The organism is Parasphingopyxis sp., from assembly GCF_052168295.1.
Classification (GTDB): Bacteria; Pseudomonadota; Alphaproteobacteria; order Sphingomonadales; family Sphingomonadaceae; genus Parasphingopyxis.
This window is the reverse complement of sequence record NZ_JBQLZN010000028.1, coordinates 1-17,961: the sequence shown is the minus strand read 5'-3', so window position 1 is coordinate 17,961 and position 17,961 is coordinate 1. Positions and strand designations below refer to the sequence as shown.

Genomic DNA, 17,961 nt, shown 5'->3' with positions numbered 1-17,961 from the left:
GTCTCCAGATCGTTATGGCGGCGGACCTTAGCGGCGCGCTTGGCCAAGGGAAAGTAATTGTGAACCACGACCGGGCGCGGTTCTTCGCATATGGCAGGTTGCCCTATTTCTTCGGCTGGTAAGTCTGCGCCTCTTCGGGAAAGGCGCGGCTGCGCACTTCGGCCGCGTAGCGTTCGACGGCCTGGCTGACCGCCGCCGCCATATCGTCATATTTCTTCACGAAACGCGGCACGCGGTCGAACAGGCCGAGCATATCCTCGGTTACCAGGACCTGCCCGTCGCATTGCGCCGAGGCGCCGATCCCAATGGTCGGGCAGGACACGGCCCTGGTCGTCTCAATCGCGATCGGCTCGATCACCCCCTCGATGACGATAGAGAAGGCGCCGGCTTCGTCGATCGCCTTCGCATCGGCGAGCACCTTGGCCGCCGTCGCCTCGTCGCGCCCTTGCACCTTATGCCCGCCCAACACGTTCACCGCCTGCGGCGTCAGCCCGACATGGCCCATGACCGGAATACCCCGCGCCGAGAGGAACGCGACGGTTTCAGCCATCGCCTCGCCGCCCTCCATCTTGATTGCAGCGGCACCCGTTTCCTTCATCACGCGCGTTGCCGAACGGATCGCATGGTCGGGGCTTTCTTCGTAGGAGCCGAAGGGCATGTCGACGATGACCAGACTGTGATAGCTGCCCCGGACAACCGCCGCGCCATGCGCGATCATCATGTCGAGACCGACGGGAATGGTCGAATCGAGCCCATACACCACCTGCCCGAGCGAATCCCCGACAAGCAGCATGTCACAATGCGGATCGAGGATTTGGGCCGTGCGCACCGTATAGGCCGTGAGCATGACCAGCGGCTCGCCGGTTTTGCCGTCCGTCTTGCGGCCGCGGATCGCGGGCACGGTGAGGCGCTTCATCGGCTTGGGCGTCGGATGGGCGCGGTCGGTCTTGGTATCGAGCGTATAGGTCGTAGACATGGCGACCGCATCTAGCGCTGTGCCGCACGAATGGCCAGCAAATCGCGCTTGGACCTTCCGCAGCTTTCGTGCGTTAATGGGTGCAGCGAAGAGGGGAGAAAGCGATGGATTGGCGATTCTGGCTGTTCTGGGTCATTGCCATACTCGCCGGGCTGGTGTGTGTCGTCACGCTGCTCAGCGCGATCGAATCCAATCGCTGGTGGATACGGACCTGGGATTTCCCGCGTTTCGCGATCTTCACCGTCGGCGCGCTGATCTTTCTGGCGATGATCTTTCTCGAAACGCCGGGCCGGATCGTCCTGCTGCCGCTGCTTGGCATCGCGCTGGCTTTCCAGGCCTGGAATATCTTCCCCTACACCCCGTTCGCCGCGAAAGAAGCCGAACAGGCACAGCTGACCGGCGACGAACGCGCGCAGCACTGCGTCACGCTGCTCAGCATCAACGTTTATATGCACAACCGGGACTATGAGCGCACGCTCGCACTGATCGACGAGATTCGGCCGGATATCCTGCTGCTCATGGAAACCGACCAGCAATGGCTCGAGGCGATGCAACCGGCGCTTTCGCGCTATGCGCACCGGTTCCTCGCCCCGCTGTCGAACGAATATGGCAAGATCCTCGCCACCAATCTCGCGGTCGAGAGCGGCCATATCGTCAACCTGACCGACCCCGAAACACCGTCCGCGCATGCGGTCATGCGGACCGAGGGGGGACGCCGATTCCGGCTTGCCGCGCTCCATCCCCGCCCGCCGCTGCCCGGCGACGATACCGAGGCGCGCGATGCCGAGCTGATCATCGCGGCGCGGATGGTCCGCAACAGCCAGCTTCCGGCCGTCGTGGTCGGCGATTTCAACGATGTCGGCTGGTCGCATACGTCGCGGGTCGCGCGGCGCATCGGCGGCTATGTCGATCCGCGCATCGGCCGCGGTTTCTACGCGACCTTCCCGGCGTCCTGGCCGGCCTTCCGCTGGCCGCTCGACCATGTGTTCTTCACCGAGGATTTCGCGCTCGTCGAGATGCGCACAGAGCGTCCTGTCGGGTCCGACCATCTGCCCGTCTATGCCGAAATCTGCCTGTCACCCGAACTCGGCGAAGCGCTCAACGAGGCGCCCGAAGCGAGCAGCGACGATTTCGAGCAGATGGAAGAGACCATCGACACCTATCGCGAGAGCGAAATCTGGAGCGAAGAGTCCGAAGACTGAGCCCGGGCGATAGCGGCCTGCGCGGCGCTCTTACTCCGGTTCCAGCCCCAGCGCCGTTTCATATTCGCCGCCCTTGAAGCCGACGATGAGCGGGCCTTCGCTTTCCAGCACCGGCCGTTTGATCATCGAGGGATGGGAGAGCATCAGCGCCACCGCGATATCCTCGTCGACATCGGCCTTCATCTCGTCGGGCAGCTCGCGGAACGTGGTGCCGCGCTTGTTGAGCAGCACTTCCCAGCCGACCTCGGCCGACCATTCGCGTAGCTTCTCCTCGGTAATCCCGGCCTTTTTGTAATCGTGAAAGGCATAGTTGACGGCCCGCCGTTCGAGCCATTTGCGCGCCTTTTTGATGCTGTCGCAATTGGGAATGCCGTACAGGATCGGGTCCATCGTCATGCGTCTCCGTAACTGATCTTCACGCTGGCCGCGGCATCGGTCGCCGCATCGCGCGCATCCTCGACAGTCCCGCCATCCACCCGTGCCAGCGCCACACCCATGCGCCGCCCCGGCCGGGTGACCGGCTTGCCGAACAATCGGACGTCGATATGGCAGCCATCGCCCGCCTTGCCCAGCGCCTCGTCCACACCTGTAAAGGCGAAGCCTTCGGCCGTCCGGTCCGCGAGGATGACGGCGCTCGCGGACGCGCCCTTCGCGTCTATCGCGGGGATCGGCAGACCGAGAATGGCGCGGGCGTGCAGATCGAACTCGTTCAGGTCCTGCGACACCAGGGTGACCATGCCCGTGTCATGCGGCCGGGGGGACAGTTCGGAGAAGATGACCTCATCGCCCTTCACGAAGAATTCGACACCGAAAATGCCCCAGCCGCGCCCTTCGCCGGCCAGCGCCGCGACGATCTTGGCGGCCATCGCCTGTGCCTCGGCGAGCGCCGCCTCGGACATCGCGGCGGGCTGCCAGCTTTCGCGATAATCGCCATGCTCCTGGCGATGGCCGATGGGCGGGCAGAAATGCACGCCGTCCTTCGACCGCACGGTCAGCAGCGTGATCTCGTAATCGAAATCGACGAACGCCTCGGCGATCACGCGCTTGCGGTCGCCCCGCATCCCGTCGGCTGCGTAATTCCAGGCACCGTCGATCGCGCCCGCGACTTTGACCGTGCTCTGCCCCTTGCCAGAGGACGACATGACCGGCTTCACGACGAGCGGGAGGCCAATCTCGTCGACCGCCTTGCGCAGCTCCTCCCGGCTCTCCGCATAGAGATAGTTGGACGTCGTCAGCCCCAGTTCGCCCGACGCGAGATCGCGGATCGCATCGCGGTTCATCGTCATCTGGGCGGCCTTGGCCGAGGGCACGACGGCAAAGCCTTTGGCCTCGTAGTCGGCGAGCACTTCGGTCCGGATCGCCTCGATCTCGGGCACGATGAAATCGGGCGCATGCTTCTCGATCACCGCGCCCAGCGCTTCGCCGTCAAGCATCGAGAAGACCTCGCGTTCGTCCGCCACCTGCATCGCGGGCGCGCCGTCATAGCTGTCGCAGGCGACGACATGACAGCCGAGGCGCTGGCAGGAGATCACGAACTCCTTGCCGAGCTCGCCCGAACCGAGGAGCAGGATCTTGGCCATCGGCGTCATGCTATTCCTTTTCGGCGAACTCGGAGACGATACGGGAACCGCAATTCAGCAATTCGCCGCCGGCATGGTCGGCCAGCGCCTGTTCGGCTTCCTCGACCGTCGGGAAGGTGCCGAGCGTCTTCCAGCCCCAGAATCCCTTATATTGCGCCAGATACCAGTCGGTCCAGGAACGCCCCCGGAGCAGCGCTTCCCAGATTGACTTGGTTTGATGCACGACGCGATATTTGACCTTCATGGCGGCTGATTACGCGGACGGGGAGACCGTCTCAAGCCCCGTCATCGTCCAATCGGCGGCCGAGCGTCGCGACGTCCTGCCGCTCCAGCCCCAGCGCCTCGTAAAAGGCGATCACGTCCGCATTGTCGCTGCGCACCATGAGCTGGATCTTGGGCGCGCCGCGCTTGCGCAGCCACGCCTCGGCGGCATCCATCATCCGCACGCCGAGCCCCTCCCGGCGACGATCGGGATCAACGGCAAGATAATAGACCCAGCCGCGATGCCCGTCGAAGCCGACCATGACGGTGGCGATAAGCGCATCGCCCTCCATCAGCAGCAGGATATCGGATGTCGCATTGCCGATCGAAGCGTCGAAATCAGCGACCGGGTCGTTCCACGGCCGCGTCAGGCCGCAGGCCCGCCATAATGCGATGACGGCGTCCCGATCTGCAGCCGTTGCGGATGCGATTTCTGTGTCAGGCGGGCTGGTCATGTTTACCCGCGGCAAAAGCGATTATCTTCGCGGCCAGCACCGTCGCGAGAAAGCCGAACAGCGCCAGATCGCCCCGCGCGAGCAGGAACAGCGCCGCCGGGTACAGGGTGAGATGGACGACGAGGAAACCGATGCGCGCGCCTGGGCCTGTGCGCGCACGCCAGCGCGCCCGTGTGGCTTCGGTTGCGTTGGACACGAGGCCGGCGCCGATATCGGCCGCGAGCAGCATAAGGAGCACCGCCTGCCAATCCCACTCGTCGGCCCGCATCGCGACGACCATCGCCATCGCGAGCCCGGCGAGCAGCGCCGATGCCATCGTGCCTGGATGCGGTTTCTCACCCAAAACATAGTCGGTGAACCTAGCCATCCGATCCGTTTCCACCCGCATAATATTGGCATAAATCGCTGACCGGGCAGCGCGCGCAGTGCGGGCGGCGCGATTTGCAGATGCGCTTGCCGAGCTGGATCAGCCAGAAATGACCTTCATCCTTGGCCCAGTCGGGCGCCCGTTTGTCCAGAACTTCGGCGATCTTCGCCTCGGTCGGCCCACGCGCCAGCCCGATCCGATCGCAGACCCGCCCGACATGGGTATCGACAGCGATCGCCTCCTCGCCAAAGGCGAAGCTCAGCACGATATCGGCGCATTTGCGCCCGATCCCGTACATGCCGAGCAGGCCTTTCCGGGTGTCGGGCACGACGCCGTCATGCTCGTCGAGCAATTGCCGGCAGAATTTGCGGATCGCCCGCGCCTTGTTGTTGTAGAGGCCGGCGGGCTTGATCGCTTCGATGATTTCCGCGTCGGACAGCGCGAGCATCTCCGCCGGCGTCTGCGCCAGCGCGAACAGCGCGCGGCTCGCCTTGGCCGTATTGCTGTCGAGCGACTGGGCGGAGAGCATGCAGGAGATGCAGGAGCGGAAAGCGTCCGGCTGCCCCTTCGGCCCCTTGGCGCGCTCCGACCGCCCCGGCATCGCCTCCGACAGACGGCGGAAAACGGTTTCGACGTCTTCGGGCGGGAGCAGACCGGCTTCGCTCATCGGCCCGCCAGCGATCCGGTTGACACTGGTTGACACAGGCCGGGGGTGATCCGCCCGCCGCGTTCATCCGGAAGCCGCTCGACCTGAACAAGTTGACAAACTTGACGCGTGGACGCCGGTGCGAACGGCTCCGGATCTGCGCCAATCGGCTGGCTGGGCGCATGGGCGATCATATCGCGACACGCTATGCCCATCGATCCAACAAGGGAAGCGCACCCGATGCGTCCGGCCGATCAGAAGGCATATTCGATCCCGATGATCGGCGCATGGCCAACCTCGTCCGGCGCATTGTCTTCGAAATCCTGGTCGCGCAGATAGGCGGCGCTGAGCGACACGTTGTCGCTGATATCGTAGCCGAAACCGATCTGCGTCCGCATGCCGGTCAGCCCCGTATCCCCGCCGCGATTGTTGCTGCGCAGCGTGAGGAACAGCTCGGCATCGGCTCCGAAGCTCCAGCGGCCCGCATCGTCGAGCGGCACAGCAACGCCAAGCCGCGGGCGCAGGCGCAGACCCATCCGGTCGGCACTATCGACGAACCGCTCTTCGAGGCGCAGGCGCGTCCGCACGATACCGTGCCGCGTCGACATCTGCTGGATCACACGCGTTTCGTCCGAGCCGCCATCGTTGATCCGCCGCTCGACGGCGCCGGCCAGCGTAACGGAATCGCCCAGCGCCTGGTTGACCCAGAGCCGGAAGAAATAGGTGTCGGGCCTGCCCTCGCCCGCATCGCGAAAACGCTGTGCGGTTTCAAACTCTATGCCGGTATCCTCGTCGAGATCGAAGCCGACAGAGGGATTCAGCCAGAATTCGAAATCATCGTCCGTGGCCATTGCCGCGCTCGGCATGGCCAGCAGGCCCAGACCGAGCACTGCAACCCGCTTTTTCATCATCGTCATACTCCTGCACCATCGCCATGCGTTTGGTCGTCATCCGTTATTCCGGCCAGCACACAGCATTCAGTGTTTCCACATCAATGTTGCAGAACGATTTCGGTTTCAAAACATGGTCTCGAAAACAGGCCAGAACCTCAGATTTCCCGATTCCGGGCTGTGCGGCACTCTGTCCGCACCGGACATATGCCGCATCGCATTTCTTTCGGACGGCAGAAACGCTGGCCGACGCGTTTTACGAGCAGATGATGTTCATCCACATCCTCGGCCGACCAATCCGCTGGGAGGATCGGCATCAGCGTGTCATAGGCGCGCGCCGTATCGGCCTTGGCCGGCACCAGCCCCATGCGCTGGATCACACGGCGGTGATTGGTGTCGATGACGAGCGCGCGATGGTTGAAGGTGCTGGCGTTCATCACCCCGGCGCTCACCTTCCGCGCGACGCCGGGCAGGCTTTCGAGCCAGGCCATCGCCTCGTCGGTCGGCAGGTTGGAGAGATGACGCAAATCGACTTTGCCCCGCCGCGCGACGATTTCGGTGAGGCAGGCCTTGAGCCGCTCGGCCATCAGCTCCGGAAAGGTCGCGGTTTCGAGGAACGGCAACAGCTCGGCCTCCGATGCCGCCGCGACCGCTTCCCACGATCCGAAATGCGCGAGCATCGCGTCCGCCGAGCGGTTCGAATGGATCGTCTTCGTCCGCGCCCCGATAACGCCCTGAACGAGCGTCCATTCGGGCGAGCGCCGTTTCTCCGGCGGGCGGATCACACGGCCGAAATGGGCGATCAGGAGATCATGCGTGCGCTGGAGGATTTCGGTGCGCGGGTCGTCGAGAGGGAGTTGCATGACTACTCGAAGTTAAATCTCGTTATTCATGTCGCGGCGGGCCGATAACGGACTCAAGACGTCGCGAAATATCGTGGAACCTCGCTTCGACAGATTTTTCTGAGCAAACGAAAAACTCACCGCCGACGCTGCTGAACTCCTTCTCGAAAAGCGATTTCAGATCTGACTCTGCATTGTCCGCATCATTAGAGGACTCAAATTTTCGTGATGATTGGATGACTCTCCAACGACTGCCGCAAGCTGGCGGAAAACCTGAATTCAGCTCTTTGCAACGGCGCTCGAGATCAGAAGTTCGGCCAACTTTATATAAGCCTTTGCCGACATACTCATATGCGCGTCCGCCCATGAAAGAAGACAAATCTCCATCGAATTTCATCAGATAAAGAAAGCTACCCTTATCTTCGGTTTCGAATTCTCGCTTCCCAAAGCTTGGCTTCGGTCCTTTTGTTGGTTGCCAATGCTCTTCGAACGGTTGAAAACTTTGATTGCCTTCAGCCAACGGCGGCATCCCGTAAACTGGAAGTTCACGAGTTGGCCAGCTCATAACGTTTTTTGCTTCCCGTTCGGTCACTAAGACCCCGTAGGAACCAAGGACTCTGGCATTTTTATGAGAGTAAGTATCAGGAAATAAGTCGGAAACACCGACCTTCTGCCGAAATTGCCATGCTCGGACTACCGGCACGGCATACGTCCACCGGTCTGTCCAACCATTCACTTCTTTGCGATGCTTCCCGGTCTCGGACATCCGGTCCACATCCTTTATCGGTTCTGGAACAATTTCTAGAATACCGAGAACCTGTCGACGTTCCTCTGCAGCGGTCAGCTCACTATCCGCGCCATATATCAATATAAGATCGCCGGGCTCGTAGTTCTCAAGCAGACGCGTACGACCGCCCTCGTTAGTGAAGCCGAGGTAACCTTCATTATCGGGATCAAACCCCCAAAAAGCTTTGAGCCAAAAACGAGGCTGGCTCACTCCCACTCGATCGTCCCCGGTGGCTTGCTCGTATAATCATACACCACGCGGTTGATGCCCTTCACCTCGTTGACGATCCGCGTTGCCACGCGGGTCAGAAAGGTCGCGTCGAAGGGATAGACATCGGCGGTCATGCCATCGGTGCTCGTGACGGCGCGCAGGCCGCAGACGCTGTCATAGGTGCGGCCGTCGCCCATCACGCCGACGGTTTTCACCGGGAGCAATACGGCAAAGGCCTGCCAGATCGCGTCGTAGAGACCCGCGTTGCGGATTTCCTCGAGGTAGATCGCATCGGCCTTGCGCAGGATGTCGCAGCGTTCCTTGGTCACCTCGCCTGGAATGCGGATCGCGAGGCCGGGACCGGGGAATGGGTGGCGGCCGACAAAGGCGTCGGGCAGGCCGAGTTCGCGGCCGAGTTCGCGCACCTCGTCCTTGAACAGTTCGCGCAGCGGCTCGACGAGCTGCATGTTCATGCGCTCCGGCAACCCGCCGACATTGTGGTGCGATTTGATGGTCACAGACGGCCCGCCCGTAAAACTCACGCTCTCGATCACGTCCGGATAGAGCGTGCCCTGGGCGAGGAAATCCGCGCCGCCGATCTTCTTCGCCTCGTCCTCGAACACGTCGATGAACGTCTTGCCGATGAACTTGCGCTTCTTTTCGGGATCGCTCTCGCCCTTGAGGCCGTTCAGGAACAGCGTCTCGGCGTTCACATGGACGAGCGGGATATTGTAATGGCCCTTGAACAGGCCGACGACCTGCTCGGCCTCGCCCAGGCGCATCAGGCCGTGATCGACGAAGACGCAGGTCAGCTGCTCCCCGATCGCTTCGTGAATGAGCACCGCCGCGACCGCGCTGTCGACGCCGCCCGATAGACCGCAAATCACCTTCCCATCGCCGACCTGTTCGCGGATCTCGGCGATCTTGGTGTCGCGATATTCGGCCATGGTCCAGTCGCCGCGGCAACCGCAGACATGGCGGACGAAATTGGCGATCAGCTTCGCCCCGTCCGGCGTGTGGACGACTTCGGGGTGGAACTGGGTGCCATAGTAACGCCGCTCGTCGTCCGCGATCAGCGCGAAGGGCGCACCTTCCGTCGTCGCGACGATACGGAAGCCTTCGGCAAACTGGGTCACCTTGTCGCCATGGCTCATCCAGACCTGGTGCGTCTCGCCGACCTTCCAGAGCCCATCGAACAGCACGCATTCGTCCGAAATCTCGATAAAGGCCCGCCCGAATTCGCCGCTCTCGCCGGATTCGACCGCCCCGCCGAGCTGGTGCGTCATCACCTGCTGGCCATAACAGATGCCGAGGATCGGCAGGCCGCTGTCGAAGATCACGTCCGGTGCGCGCGGGCTCCCCTCTTCGGGCACCCCGGCCGGCGAGCCCGACAGGATGACGCCCTTGGGCTGCAGGCGCTCGAACGCCTCTTCGGCGCTGTTGAACGGGGCGATCTCGCTATAGACCCCCGCTTCGCGCACCCGCCGCGCGATAAGCTGCGTCACCTGGCTGCCGAAATCGACGATGAGGATGGTTTCGGAATGGGCCGGAGGCGCCGGCGAATCTGTGGGCTGGTCCGTCATAGGGCAGCGATAATGGCGCGCCGGGATTGCGTCCAGCGGTCAGTGCAGGGCAGCGCTCGCCGAGCGGAGCCGGGCCGCCACGCCCAGCATGCTGCGCTCGCCGAGTTTCTCCCGCAGATGGGCGACATGGGTGCGCACCGTATTGCGCGATATGCCAAGCTTGAGCGCGGTCTCGGCAATCGTCCAGCCGGCCGCGAGATGCGCGCCGACCGCCGCTTCACGGGGCGTCAGTTCGTATTGGCGCGCGATATCGGCGAGCGCATCGATTTTCGGGCGCCCGGGATCGTCGATCATCAGGCAGAGCAGAGGTGCGCCGTACGGGCGGCTTCGCTCCTCCGGCAAGGCGACAGCACGCAGGACGACGGGACGGCGCCGGCCCGGCAGGGTCACCGCCGCACAGCCCGATCGCTCGCCATTTGCAGCCGCCGCCATCAACCGCGCCACCGCCCGCCGCAAGGGGGCGTAGCGGCTTTCGAGCCGGCCCTCGTCGAGGGTCAGCCAGCGGTCATCATCCACCATGTCGCGCATCGCCCGGTTGGCGAAAAGGAGCCCGCCATCGACGCGCACGATCGCCATCGGGTCGGTGATCCGGTCGAGCAGATCGGCCAGTACCGGCGCCGCCGGCAGGTTGCGCATCCTGAGATAGAGCGACAGCGCATTGCCGAGATGCGGCAGCGCCGCGGCATAGGCACGCTTTTTCTCCGCGCTGACGCGTGGCTGTTTCGGCCCACGCTGCACCGACGTCCAGACCAGCTGTTCGTCGTCGTCGATCAGCACCGCGCCGATGAAATATTTGAGGCCGGACGGTGCGAGGAAATCGACATAGAATTCGTCGCGCGACAGCGCCCGGTCGTCGCCGAGCAGATCGTCGCACAATATCGTGCCGGGCCGCAGCTCCATCGCCAGATCGTTGCGGCGATTGACCTTGTAATAGTGGCTTTCATAGGCCGCGCGGCCTTCGGCGAGGATGTCGGGCCGGTCGGTGGTCAGCATTTCGACGGTGCCCGTGCGCTTGTCGTAGCGCTCCATCGTCCCCATCACGCCGCCGATCATCGTGCGCACCGACCAGAGCAGATCGGGCAGCACCAGCGGATCGAGCGCGGCACGCGTCGCTCTCGCCTCGATCTCTTCCAGCTGCTTCATGGCGGTTCCCTCCCGCGCGGCAAAGGCTAGACCCGCGCGGCTGCCAAGACAACGCCTCATCCAATTGGATGACGCGGCGGCGATGCTCGGCGGATATCCTTTCCGCCGGGCGCGGATTGCGGGGAATGATGCGATGCGATGGTCAACGGCTCTTCTGGCTATCCCGGTTTCGCTGGCGATATTGGGCGGCGGGGGGCCATCTTTCACGCTTTCCGCAGCCCATGCCCAGCCGATCACCGAGGAGGAAGCCGATCGGATACGGCGCGGCAACCAGGCGCGGCGCCATGCCGAAGCGCTGTTCGAAAACGCCCGCTTCTTCCGCGAGCGGCGGCAATGCGAAATCTGGCGTCAGATCATGCGCGAGCTCGAGGATTTCGGCGATCCGACGCCTTTCGAACGCGGCGTCTGGCTCGAATATCTGCCGCCCGCCACGGTCGATGACTGGGCGGATCGCTATGCGGACGAACTCGAGGCCGGCTGCGAGCCGATCGTGCCCGAGGACGACGAACCGGAGGACGAAAGCGGCGAACCCGCCACCGAGCCGGCCGAGCCGCTGCCCCCCAGCGCCCCGATCAACGAGCGCTGGAGCCAGGCGGCGCGCGAATATGCCCAGGCGCTCGCCGATTGCGACCAGGAAAGGGCGCGGCTCTGGCTCGAACGGATGCGCGCGCTGGTGGCGGAACGGCGCCGCATCGCCGAGGCGGCGGAAGCGGCTGGCGAATTCGGCACCGTCGATCCCGAAGACGCGCGTCGGCGGCTGGAGGCCGCACGAAACGGCCTGCGCTATGCCGAGGAGCGGTTCGGCCAGTGTTTTCCGGTTCCCGAGGATATCCTGCCGCCCGAAGATGAGGACGGCGGCGGCACGCCCGATAGCGGCGGCACGCCCGACACGCCGGATACCACGCCGGAGGACAGCAACGGCGATGCGAGCATCGGGCCAGGCACCGAGATAATTCTGAACAATCCGCGCCTGCGCGACCGGTGGTTGCTGAACGATCCCGAAAACATCTTCCGCTTCTCCTGGAGCCGCGCCGATTTCCCCGAGAGCGAGAACGGGATCGGCTTCCGGCGCGACGGGCTGATCGGCGCGGCGCCCGAAGAATTCGCCCAGGGCGCGCCCGAGGGCTTCTGGTTCTTCGGCGGCGAGGTATCGATAGAGACCGTCTTCGGCGCGCTGTTCGGCAGCTACCATGAAGGCGACGCCGCGCGCGCCTTCGACATCCCGGCCGGGGCGGCCGATACGGGCATCGTCTATGGCGACCTTTCGCCGGGCGGCAGCTCGGGCATCGCCACCCCCTTCGGCGTATCGGGCGATATCGCCGTCGAATTCTCCGAATTCGAGATCGGCGGCGAGATCGACCTGTTCGACAATCGGAAACCCGGCGGCGGCTTCGCGATCGGCATCGGCTTCTCCTACACCGCCAGCGAACGCAGCTATGCCGGCCTTGCCGGTGGATCGGGGTCGGTCGGCGGACCGGTACTCCAGTTCAGCCAGGAACGGATGCAGGAAATCGAAGAGGATTATTTCCGCTTCTACGGCCATGCCGAAGCGGCGCTGCCGGCCGGGCCGTTCATCATCTATCCGAGCGGCCATATCGGCCTCTTCTATCGCGACACGAGGCTCCGCTCCGCCGAGCGCAATATGAACTCTTTCTCCCTGCCCGCGGACCGGGATTTTATGATCGAGATCGACCGCGACGATGACGGCATCGGCTTCCAGGGCGGCGCCGGCGTAACGATCGGCCTGCCGCTCAGCGATACGGTGCTGATCGGTGTGGGCGGGGCGATCGAATATCGCTCCGATGCCGGCGCGATCTTCAATCCCAATTCGGGCGATCAGGTGTTCTTCGACGGCCTTTCGACCGATCTGACAAGCGGCGACCGGTTCGATGCCCGGCTTTCCATCGAGGCGCGCGTCCGCCTCCCCTGAGACGATGGTTAACCGATGGTTAGCCTTTGGCGATTAGCTAGGTTCCGAAGACCCTTTTGGAGCCCGCATGCCCCGACGCATCAAAGCCCTGCTCGATCTGCTGGAAGAGGAGACCGGCCGCTACGCCAATGCGAGCGACGCGATCGCCAAGCAGACCAAGATGCTGGCGCTCAACGCCACCATCGAAGCCGCGCGTTCGGGCGAGGCCGGGCGCGGTTTCGCGGTCGTCGCGCAGGAAGTGAAATCGCTCGCCACCAGCGCCGCCAATGCCGCGCAGGATTTTCGCCAGACCGTGATGGACCGGCTCGCGACGAGTTCGCGCATCGTCGACGAACTGGTCGACGAGCTGGAGGGCGCCCGGCTCGCCGATCTCGCCCATACGATCAACGACCTTGCGCTGCGCGGCCTGTCCGCGCGCAGCGTCGACCTGCGTATTCTCGCGACCGATCCCAGCGTCCGCGCCTATATCGCCGACCCGCAAGACGCCGAGAAAGAAGCGGCGGCGCGCGAACGGCTGAATACGGAGTTCGCCTTCTCCGATTTCTACAGCAACGCCTTTCTCGCCTCGGCCGACGGCACGATCCGGATGAGCATCGAGGACAATCCGGCCTTCATGGCGTTCAACCTCAAGGGCCAGCCGCAATTCGAGCGGGCGATGGCGAGCCGCGGGCCGGATCAATGGTCGGCGGACGAAATCTGGCTCAATCCGCAGGGCAACGACCGGCCCTGCGTGCTCTTCGTCTGCGGGATCCGCGAGCGTGGACTGGACGGCGGCGATGTGATCGGCGTGCTCTATCTCGAATATGACTGGGACCGCTACGCCCGCTCGCTGATCGCGATGCAGAACATGCTGCACCGGAACGACCGCAAGGGCGACCGCTTCCTCCTGCTCGACGCGGACGACAGAATCGTCGGCAGCTCGTCGGGCGATCCGTTCGGCACCGCCTATCCGCTGCCCGACAAGGACGCCCAGCGCGGATCCTTTATCCGCGATCAGAAGAGCATTTCCTTCGCGCGCGGCGAAATCGAGAACGGCTTTGGCGGATTGAAACTGTGCAGCGTCATCGAGCGCGAGATGCGCAGCGAAGCGGAGATTCTCGCCGCGCTCGGCCTCGGGCCGGACGCGGAAGACGAGCCCAAAAAAGCGCCCAAGGCCGCATAAAAGAAGCGATTATGTAGTTTGCAAAAGTGACTGGGTCGCGCTCACCCTGGTGATCAGGTCGCCAAGCCTCCCAGGCTTGGCTGAGGATTGCCGGGGGCAATTCTCACCTGTTCACTGTCGAAGGGTCAGCCTCAGTCGCAATGAGGCTTCGACAGGCTCAGCCTGAGCGCAGTATATTAGCAAGCAATATCAACGCATAGAAAAAGGGCGCGGAGCCCATGCCTGCTCCGCGCCCTCTCGTGCTGGCGGTCTCTAGTCGAGCCCGCGCACTCTCAGCCGATCGATCCGACCGTAACGGATCCGGCAGGAGAACCGGCCCCGGTCGTAATCGGCTGTTCTGTAATAGCCGCGGCGGCCATAACGGCCTTCCTCGACGAGCAGCCGGCCGCGGACGCGATAGCCGTCGCGCCGGCGATCGACTTCGGTAATCTCGGTCACGCGCGCCCGGCCATAGCGGGAGGCTTCGAAGCGCGCCGCACGGCGGCACTGGCGGACGGCCTGGCGCGGCCGCATCCTGTGGCCGTAATGCCGGCGATGATAGCGGCGGTCGTAACGCCGGTCATAATCGTCGTAGCGGCCGTAACGGCGCTCATACCGATCGTCATCGTCATCGTCGTCGATCGCGGCGGCCACGGCGGCGATGCCGCCGAGCACCAGCGCGCCGGCGAGAATGTCGCCGCCGTCGATGCCGTCACCGTCGCTGGCCTGGGCGGGCGCGGCGACGGCGAGCGCGGTCGCGGCCGTGGCGCCCATCAGGGATTTTCCGATCATGTTCATTTCGCGGGCTCCTTTACTGCACACGGTCCTCTGAAGAACCGGATGCAGATGTAGCGGAGCCGCGCTGAGTGCGGTCTGAACTCGCCTGTAGGCTTTCGTTAATATAAAATGCGATTAACCTGAACGCAAAAAATCCCGGAAATCAGCGCTATTCGGCCTCCGGAACGTCCAAACCCGTCCATCGGGCGGTGAACGCCCAGAGGTCCGCATATTCGGCGATGAGCTGGCTCGTCGGGCGCCCCGAACCGTGGCCGGCGCGCGTTTCGATACGGATCAGGTGCGGCCGGTCGCCGAGATCGGCATGCTGGAGCGCGGCCGTGTACTTGAAGCTATGCCCGGGCACCACGCGGTCGTCGGTATCGGCCGTCGTGACCATGATCGCCGGGAAATCGCCGCTTTCGGGAATATTGTGATAGGGCGAATAGGCGAGCAGGGCGCGGAAATCCTCCTCCCGGTTCGGATAGCCATAATCGTCGACCCAGTAGCGCCCGGCCGTGAACCGGTCGAAGCGCAGCATGTCCATGACGCCGACGGCCGGCAGGCCGACCGCGAACAGGTCGGGCCGCTGGTTGACGACGGCGCCGACGAGCAGGCCGCCGTTGGAGCGGCCCTGCACGGCGAGCTGGTCGGCCGTCGTGATCCCCTCGGCGATCAGATATTCGCCGGCTGCGATCATGTCGTCGAACACATTCTGCTTGTTCAGCAGCCGACCGGCATCATGCCACTCCGCCCCATATTCACCGCCGCCGCGCAGATTGGCGAGCGCGAACACGCCGCCCATCTCCATCCATTGCAGCCGCCCCGGGCTGAAGCCGGGCGTGATCGAGATGTTGAACCCGCCATAGCCGTACAGCAAAGTCGGGCGCGGCTCGGAATGGTCGAGATCGGCCCGGTGCACGATAAACATCGGCACGCGCGTGCCATCGCGCGACGTGTAGAAGCGCTGGGCGACCGTATAGTCCTCCGAGTTGAACGGCACGTCCGGTACGGCGAAGGGCGATACCTCGCCGGTCGCGCTGTCATAGCGGTAAATCGCGGTCGGCGTGGCGAAACTCGTAAAGGCGAAGAAAGTTTCGGGATTGCCGAGTTCCCCATCGAAGCCATCCGTGCTGCCGATGCCCGGCAGTTCGACGGTCGACACGCGGTTGCCGTCGCGATCGAATACCCGCGCTTCGTTGCGCGCATCGACGAGATAGTTGGCGATCAGCCGGTCGCCGACCAGCGATGCCCCTTCGAGCGTCGCTTCGTCCTCGGCGACGATCTCGGTAATCACCGGAGTCTCGCCGGATACGTCCATGCGGACGATCCGCTCGCGCGGCGCGTCGCTGTTGGTGACGAAATAGATGTGCGCGCCGTCCGAGCCGGCCAGATCCCAATTATGCTCGAACCCGGTGACGATCGCGCGCACCGGCACATCGTCCTGCGTCAGATCGCCGAGCGTCACTTCGTAGCGGCTGTCCGTGCCTTCGGACGAATAGATGAGCAGCCAGCGCTTGTCGTCGGTCACCTCGGCGAAATGGTTGAGCTGCGGGCGGTCGGGCGTCGCATAGACCAGCCGGTCCTCGGCCTGGTCGGTGCCGATGGCGTGATAATAGACGGCCTGGTTCAGGTTCAGCGACTGGAACTCGCCTTCCGCATCGGGCGCGGGGAAGCGCGAATAGAAGAAGCCGGCGCCGCCTTCGGCCCAGCTGATATTGGTGAACTTCGCCCATTCGACCGTATCGGCCAGCGTCTCGCCCGTTTCGACATCGAGCACGCGGATCGTGCGCCAGTCCGTGCCGCCGTCCTGCACGCCATAGGCGACATAGCGGCCGTCGGGCGACGGCACCCATTGCGCCATCGCGGTCGCATCGTCGTCCGACCATTCATTGGGATCGATCAGGAGGCGCGGTTCGCCGTCCAGCCCCTCGCGCATATAGAGCACCGACTGGTTCTGCAGCCCGTCATTGCGTGTGTAGAAATAGCGGCTGCCGCGGACGGTCGGGATGCCGATCCGCTCGTAATTCCACAATTCGGTGAGCCGCGCCGCGATCGTATCGCGCCCCGGCAGGGTCTCGAGATAGGCATCGGTCACCGCATTTTGTGCGGTGACCCAGTCGCGGACATTCTGGTCGTTGCGGACGTCGTTCTCGAGCCAGCGATAAGGATCGGCGACGGCCACGCCGAACTGCTCCTCGACGACATCGCCGCGCTCGGTTTCGGGATAGGTGAGCGGCGTTTCCATCGGCGCGGATCCTTGAGCGATGGCCATGGCCGGCAGGGCAAGACAGGCGAGCGGGAGAAGCAGGCGGCGAGCGGTCATCTTGTACCTCGAAATGCAAAGGAGACCGCAAGCCTAGCAGCCGCGATCCCCTGTGCAATCCCATTCGTTGGAGGCGCTCGTCATTCCAGCGAAGGCTGGAATCTCTGGCCATATACGAACCGCTTGACCGCCTTAGATCCCAGCCTTCGCTGGGATGACGCGCCGTGCCTAGGCTGCAACCTCGTCCGCGAAATCTTCGTCGAATTCGACCGGACCGGAATCCTGGCCCTTGGCGTCTTCGTCGCGATCGACGAATTCGATCACCGCCATCGCCGAAGCGTCCGACGCGCGATAGCCGGCCTTGATGATGCGGGTATAGCCGCCCTCGCGATCGGCATAGCGCTCGGCCAGCACGTCGAAGAGCTTTTTGAGCTGCGTCTCGTCCATCAGGCGGGACATGGCGAGGCGACGATTGGAGAGGCCGCCCTTCTTCGCCAGCGTGATCAGCTTCTCGACATAGGGCCGCAATTCCTTGGCCTTGGGCAGGGTCGTCATGACCTGCTCATGCTTGATAAGGCCGGCCGCCATGTTGCGAAGCATCGCCTTGCGATGGCTCGACGTGCGGTTGAGTTTACGATGAGCCTTTTTGTGGCGCATGATTTCGTTCCTTCGTTCGTAAAGGGCCCGTATCAGGTAGCCCGATCCAGGCAGCAGTTAAGGGCGCCGCCATTTCCCTTTTTCCGTGCTCCTGCGAAGGCAGGAGCCTAGAGCTTCACGCGGCATCACCTGCCGCCCTGGGCTCCTGCCTTCGCAGGAGCAATATAGGTTTACCCCAGCAACTCCTGTTCGAGCTTCTTGGCCATTTCCTCGATATTCTCGGGCGGCCAGCCGGGGATGTCCATGCCGAG

18 protein-coding genes are annotated in these 17,961 nt (G+C 63.8%); 3 read left to right on the top strand and 15 right to left on the bottom strand.

Annotation, left to right across the window (positions count from 1 at the left end):
• Positions 1–103: 103 nt before the first annotated feature.
• A complete protein-coding gene (gene panB / locus ACTS1Z_RS04405; RefSeq protein WP_442623226.1) occupies positions 104–976 on the bottom strand; it encodes a 3-methyl-2-oxobutanoate hydroxymethyltransferase in 873 nt (290 codons plus the stop codon).
• 104 nt (positions 977–1,080) lie between these two features.
• On the opposite strand from panB, the gene ACTS1Z_RS04400 reads away from it, so the two are divergent.
• Positions 1,081–2,178 carry an endonuclease/exonuclease/phosphatase family protein gene (locus ACTS1Z_RS04400; RefSeq protein ID WP_442623225.1) on the top strand — a complete coding sequence of 366 codons (1,098 nt, stop codon included), beginning with the start codon at positions 1,081–1,083 and terminating at the stop codon, positions 2,176–2,178.
• Between the two features lie 30 nt (positions 2,179–2,208).
• Here ACTS1Z_RS04400 and ACTS1Z_RS04395 read toward each other — a convergent pair whose 3' ends face one another.
• From ACTS1Z_RS04395 to ACTS1Z_RS04345, 11 genes are all read right to left on the bottom strand, one after another.
• On the bottom strand, positions 2,209–2,568 hold the full coding sequence (locus ACTS1Z_RS04395) for an ArsC family reductase (protein ID WP_442623227.1): 360 nt from the start codon (positions 2,566–2,568) through the stop codon (positions 2,209–2,211).
• A 2-nt stretch (positions 2,569–2,570) separates the two neighbouring features.
• On the bottom strand, positions 2,571–3,767 hold the full coding sequence (gene purT, locus ACTS1Z_RS04390) for a formate-dependent phosphoribosylglycinamide formyltransferase (protein WP_442623224.1): 1,197 nt from the start codon (positions 3,765–3,767) through the stop codon (positions 2,571–2,573).
• Between the two features lies 1 nt (position 3,768).
• Positions 3,769–4,002 carry a hypothetical protein gene (locus ACTS1Z_RS04385; protein WP_442623223.1) on the bottom strand — a complete coding sequence of 78 codons (234 nt, stop codon included), beginning with the start codon at positions 4,000–4,002 and terminating at the stop codon, positions 3,769–3,771.
• A gap of 31 nt (positions 4,003–4,033) precedes the next feature.
• Positions 4,034–4,474 carry a GNAT family acetyltransferase gene (locus ACTS1Z_RS04380; RefSeq protein ID WP_442623222.1) on the bottom strand — a complete coding sequence of 147 codons (441 nt, stop codon included), beginning with the start codon at positions 4,472–4,474 and terminating at the stop codon, positions 4,034–4,036.
• Positions 4,458–4,841, bottom strand: a complete 384-nt coding sequence (locus ACTS1Z_RS04375) for a hypothetical protein (protein WP_442623221.1) — start codon at positions 4,839–4,841, stop codon at positions 4,458–4,460. The genes ACTS1Z_RS04380 and ACTS1Z_RS04375 overlap by 17 nt, the downstream gene beginning before the upstream one ends.
• Positions 4,834–5,508, bottom strand: coding sequence for an endonuclease III domain-containing protein (locus ACTS1Z_RS04370; protein WP_442623220.1), 675 nt, complete (start codon positions 5,506–5,508; stop codon positions 4,834–4,836). Before ACTS1Z_RS04370 ends, ACTS1Z_RS04375 begins: the two co-directional genes overlap by 8 nt.
• A gap of 233 nt (positions 5,509–5,741) precedes the next feature.
• Complete coding sequence (locus ACTS1Z_RS04365) at positions 5,742–6,398, bottom strand: DUF2490 domain-containing protein (RefSeq protein WP_442623219.1); 657 nt, start codon at positions 6,396–6,398, stop codon at positions 5,742–5,744.
• A 137-nt stretch (positions 6,399–6,535) separates the two neighbouring features.
• On the bottom strand, positions 6,536–7,240 hold the full coding sequence (locus tag ACTS1Z_RS04360; protein ID WP_442623218.1) for an endonuclease III domain-containing protein: 705 nt from the start codon (positions 7,238–7,240) through the stop codon (positions 6,536–6,538).
• Positions 7,241–7,262: 22 nt separating this feature from the next.
• Positions 7,263–8,222: a GIY-YIG nuclease family protein gene (locus tag ACTS1Z_RS04355; RefSeq protein WP_442623217.1), complete on the bottom strand. Its 960-nt coding sequence runs from the start codon at positions 8,220–8,222 to the stop codon at positions 7,263–7,265.
• Positions 8,213–9,799: a glutamine-hydrolyzing GMP synthase gene (gene guaA, locus ACTS1Z_RS04350; RefSeq protein ID WP_442623216.1), complete on the bottom strand. Its 1,587-nt coding sequence runs from the start codon at positions 9,797–9,799 to the stop codon at positions 8,213–8,215. The genes ACTS1Z_RS04355 and guaA overlap by 10 nt, the downstream gene beginning before the upstream one ends.
• A gap of 39 nt (positions 9,800–9,838) precedes the next feature.
• Positions 9,839–10,942, bottom strand: a complete 1,104-nt coding sequence (locus ACTS1Z_RS04345; RefSeq protein WP_442623215.1) for a helix-turn-helix transcriptional regulator — start codon at positions 10,940–10,942, stop codon at positions 9,839–9,841.
• Between the two features lie 133 nt (positions 10,943–11,075).
• On the opposite strand from ACTS1Z_RS04345, the gene ACTS1Z_RS04340 reads away from it, so the two are divergent.
• Both ACTS1Z_RS04340 and ACTS1Z_RS04335 read left to right on the top strand, forming a co-directional pair.
• Entirely contained in the window at positions 11,076–12,872 is a 1,797-nt protein-coding gene (locus ACTS1Z_RS04340; RefSeq protein ID WP_442623214.1) for a hypothetical protein, read from the top strand.
• A 67-nt stretch (positions 12,873–12,939) separates the two neighbouring features.
• Positions 12,940–14,034, top strand: coding sequence for a methyl-accepting chemotaxis protein (locus ACTS1Z_RS04335; protein WP_442623213.1), 1,095 nt, complete (start codon positions 12,940–12,942; stop codon positions 14,032–14,034).
• A gap of 252 nt (positions 14,035–14,286) precedes the next feature.
• On the opposite strand, the gene ACTS1Z_RS04330 is transcribed toward ACTS1Z_RS04335, so the two are convergent.
• The 3 genes from ACTS1Z_RS04330 to rplQ form a co-directional block, all read right to left on the bottom strand.
• Positions 14,287–14,811 (bottom strand): hypothetical protein, encoded by a 525-nt coding sequence (locus tag ACTS1Z_RS04330; protein ID WP_442623212.1) that lies wholly within the window; start codon positions 14,809–14,811, stop codon positions 14,287–14,289.
• A 148-nt stretch (positions 14,812–14,959) separates the two neighbouring features.
• Positions 14,960–17,113 carry a prolyl oligopeptidase family serine peptidase gene (locus ACTS1Z_RS04325; protein WP_442623211.1) on the bottom strand — a complete coding sequence of 718 codons (2,154 nt, stop codon included), beginning with the start codon at positions 17,111–17,113 and terminating at the stop codon, positions 14,960–14,962.
• Between the two features lie 168 nt (positions 17,114–17,281).
• Positions 17,282–17,710, bottom strand: a complete 429-nt coding sequence (gene rplQ / locus ACTS1Z_RS04320; protein WP_442623210.1) for a 50S ribosomal protein L17 — start codon at positions 17,708–17,710, stop codon at positions 17,282–17,284.
• Positions 17,711–17,961: the final 251 nt, after the last annotated feature.

Bases quoted from the DNA above. Each gene is read 5' to 3' on its own strand.
- ACTS1Z_RS04380 (WP_442623222.1), bottom strand. From the start codon at position 4,474: ATGACCAGCCCGCCTGACACAGAAATCGCATCCGCAACGGCTGCAGAT.
- ACTS1Z_RS04360 (WP_442623218.1), bottom strand. From the start codon at position 7,240: ATGCAACTCCCTCTCGACGACCCGCGCACCGAAATCCTCCAGCGCACG.
- purT (WP_442623224.1), bottom strand. From the start codon at position 3,767: ATGACGCCGATGGCCAAGATCCTGCTCCTCGGTTCGGGCGAGCTCGGC.
- ACTS1Z_RS04385 (WP_442623223.1), bottom strand. From the start codon at position 4,002: ATGAAGGTCAAATATCGCGTCGTGCATCAAACCAAGTCAATCTGGGAA.
- ACTS1Z_RS04345 (WP_442623215.1), bottom strand. From the start codon at position 10,942: ATGAAGCAGCTGGAAGAGATCGAGGCGAGAGCGACGCGTGCCGCGCTC.
- panB (WP_442623226.1), bottom strand. From the start codon at position 976: ATGTCTACGACCTATACGCTCGATACCAAGACCGACCGCGCCCATCCG.
- ACTS1Z_RS04340 (WP_442623214.1), top strand. From the start codon at position 11,076: ATGCGATGGTCAACGGCTCTTCTGGCTATCCCGGTTTCGCTGGCGATA.
- ACTS1Z_RS04395 (WP_442623227.1), bottom strand. From the start codon at position 2,568: ATGGACCCGATCCTGTACGGCATTCCCAATTGCGACAGCATCAAAAAG.
- ACTS1Z_RS04370 (WP_442623220.1), bottom strand. From the start codon at position 5,508: ATGAGCGAAGCCGGTCTGCTCCCGCCCGAAGACGTCGAAACCGTTTTC.
- ACTS1Z_RS04365 (WP_442623219.1), bottom strand. From the start codon at position 6,398: ATGATGAAAAAGCGGGTTGCAGTGCTCGGTCTGGGCCTGCTGGCCATG.
- ACTS1Z_RS04330 (WP_442623212.1), bottom strand. From the start codon at position 14,811: ATGAACATGATCGGAAAATCCCTGATGGGCGCCACGGCCGCGACCGCG.
- rplQ (WP_442623210.1), bottom strand. From the start codon at position 17,710: ATGCGCCACAAAAAGGCTCATCGTAAACTCAACCGCACGTCGAGCCAT.
- ACTS1Z_RS04400 (WP_442623225.1), top strand. From the start codon at position 1,081: ATGGATTGGCGATTCTGGCTGTTCTGGGTCATTGCCATACTCGCCGGG.
- ACTS1Z_RS04335 (WP_442623213.1), top strand. From the start codon at position 12,940: ATGCCCCGACGCATCAAAGCCCTGCTCGATCTGCTGGAAGAGGAGACC.
- guaA (WP_442623216.1), bottom strand. From the start codon at position 9,799: ATGACGGACCAGCCCACAGATTCGCCGGCGCCTCCGGCCCATTCCGAA.
- ACTS1Z_RS04375 (WP_442623221.1), bottom strand. From the start codon at position 4,841: ATGGCTAGGTTCACCGACTATGTTTTGGGTGAGAAACCGCATCCAGGC.
- ACTS1Z_RS04325 (WP_442623211.1), bottom strand. From the start codon at position 17,113: ATGACCGCTCGCCGCCTGCTTCTCCCGCTCGCCTGTCTTGCCCTGCCG.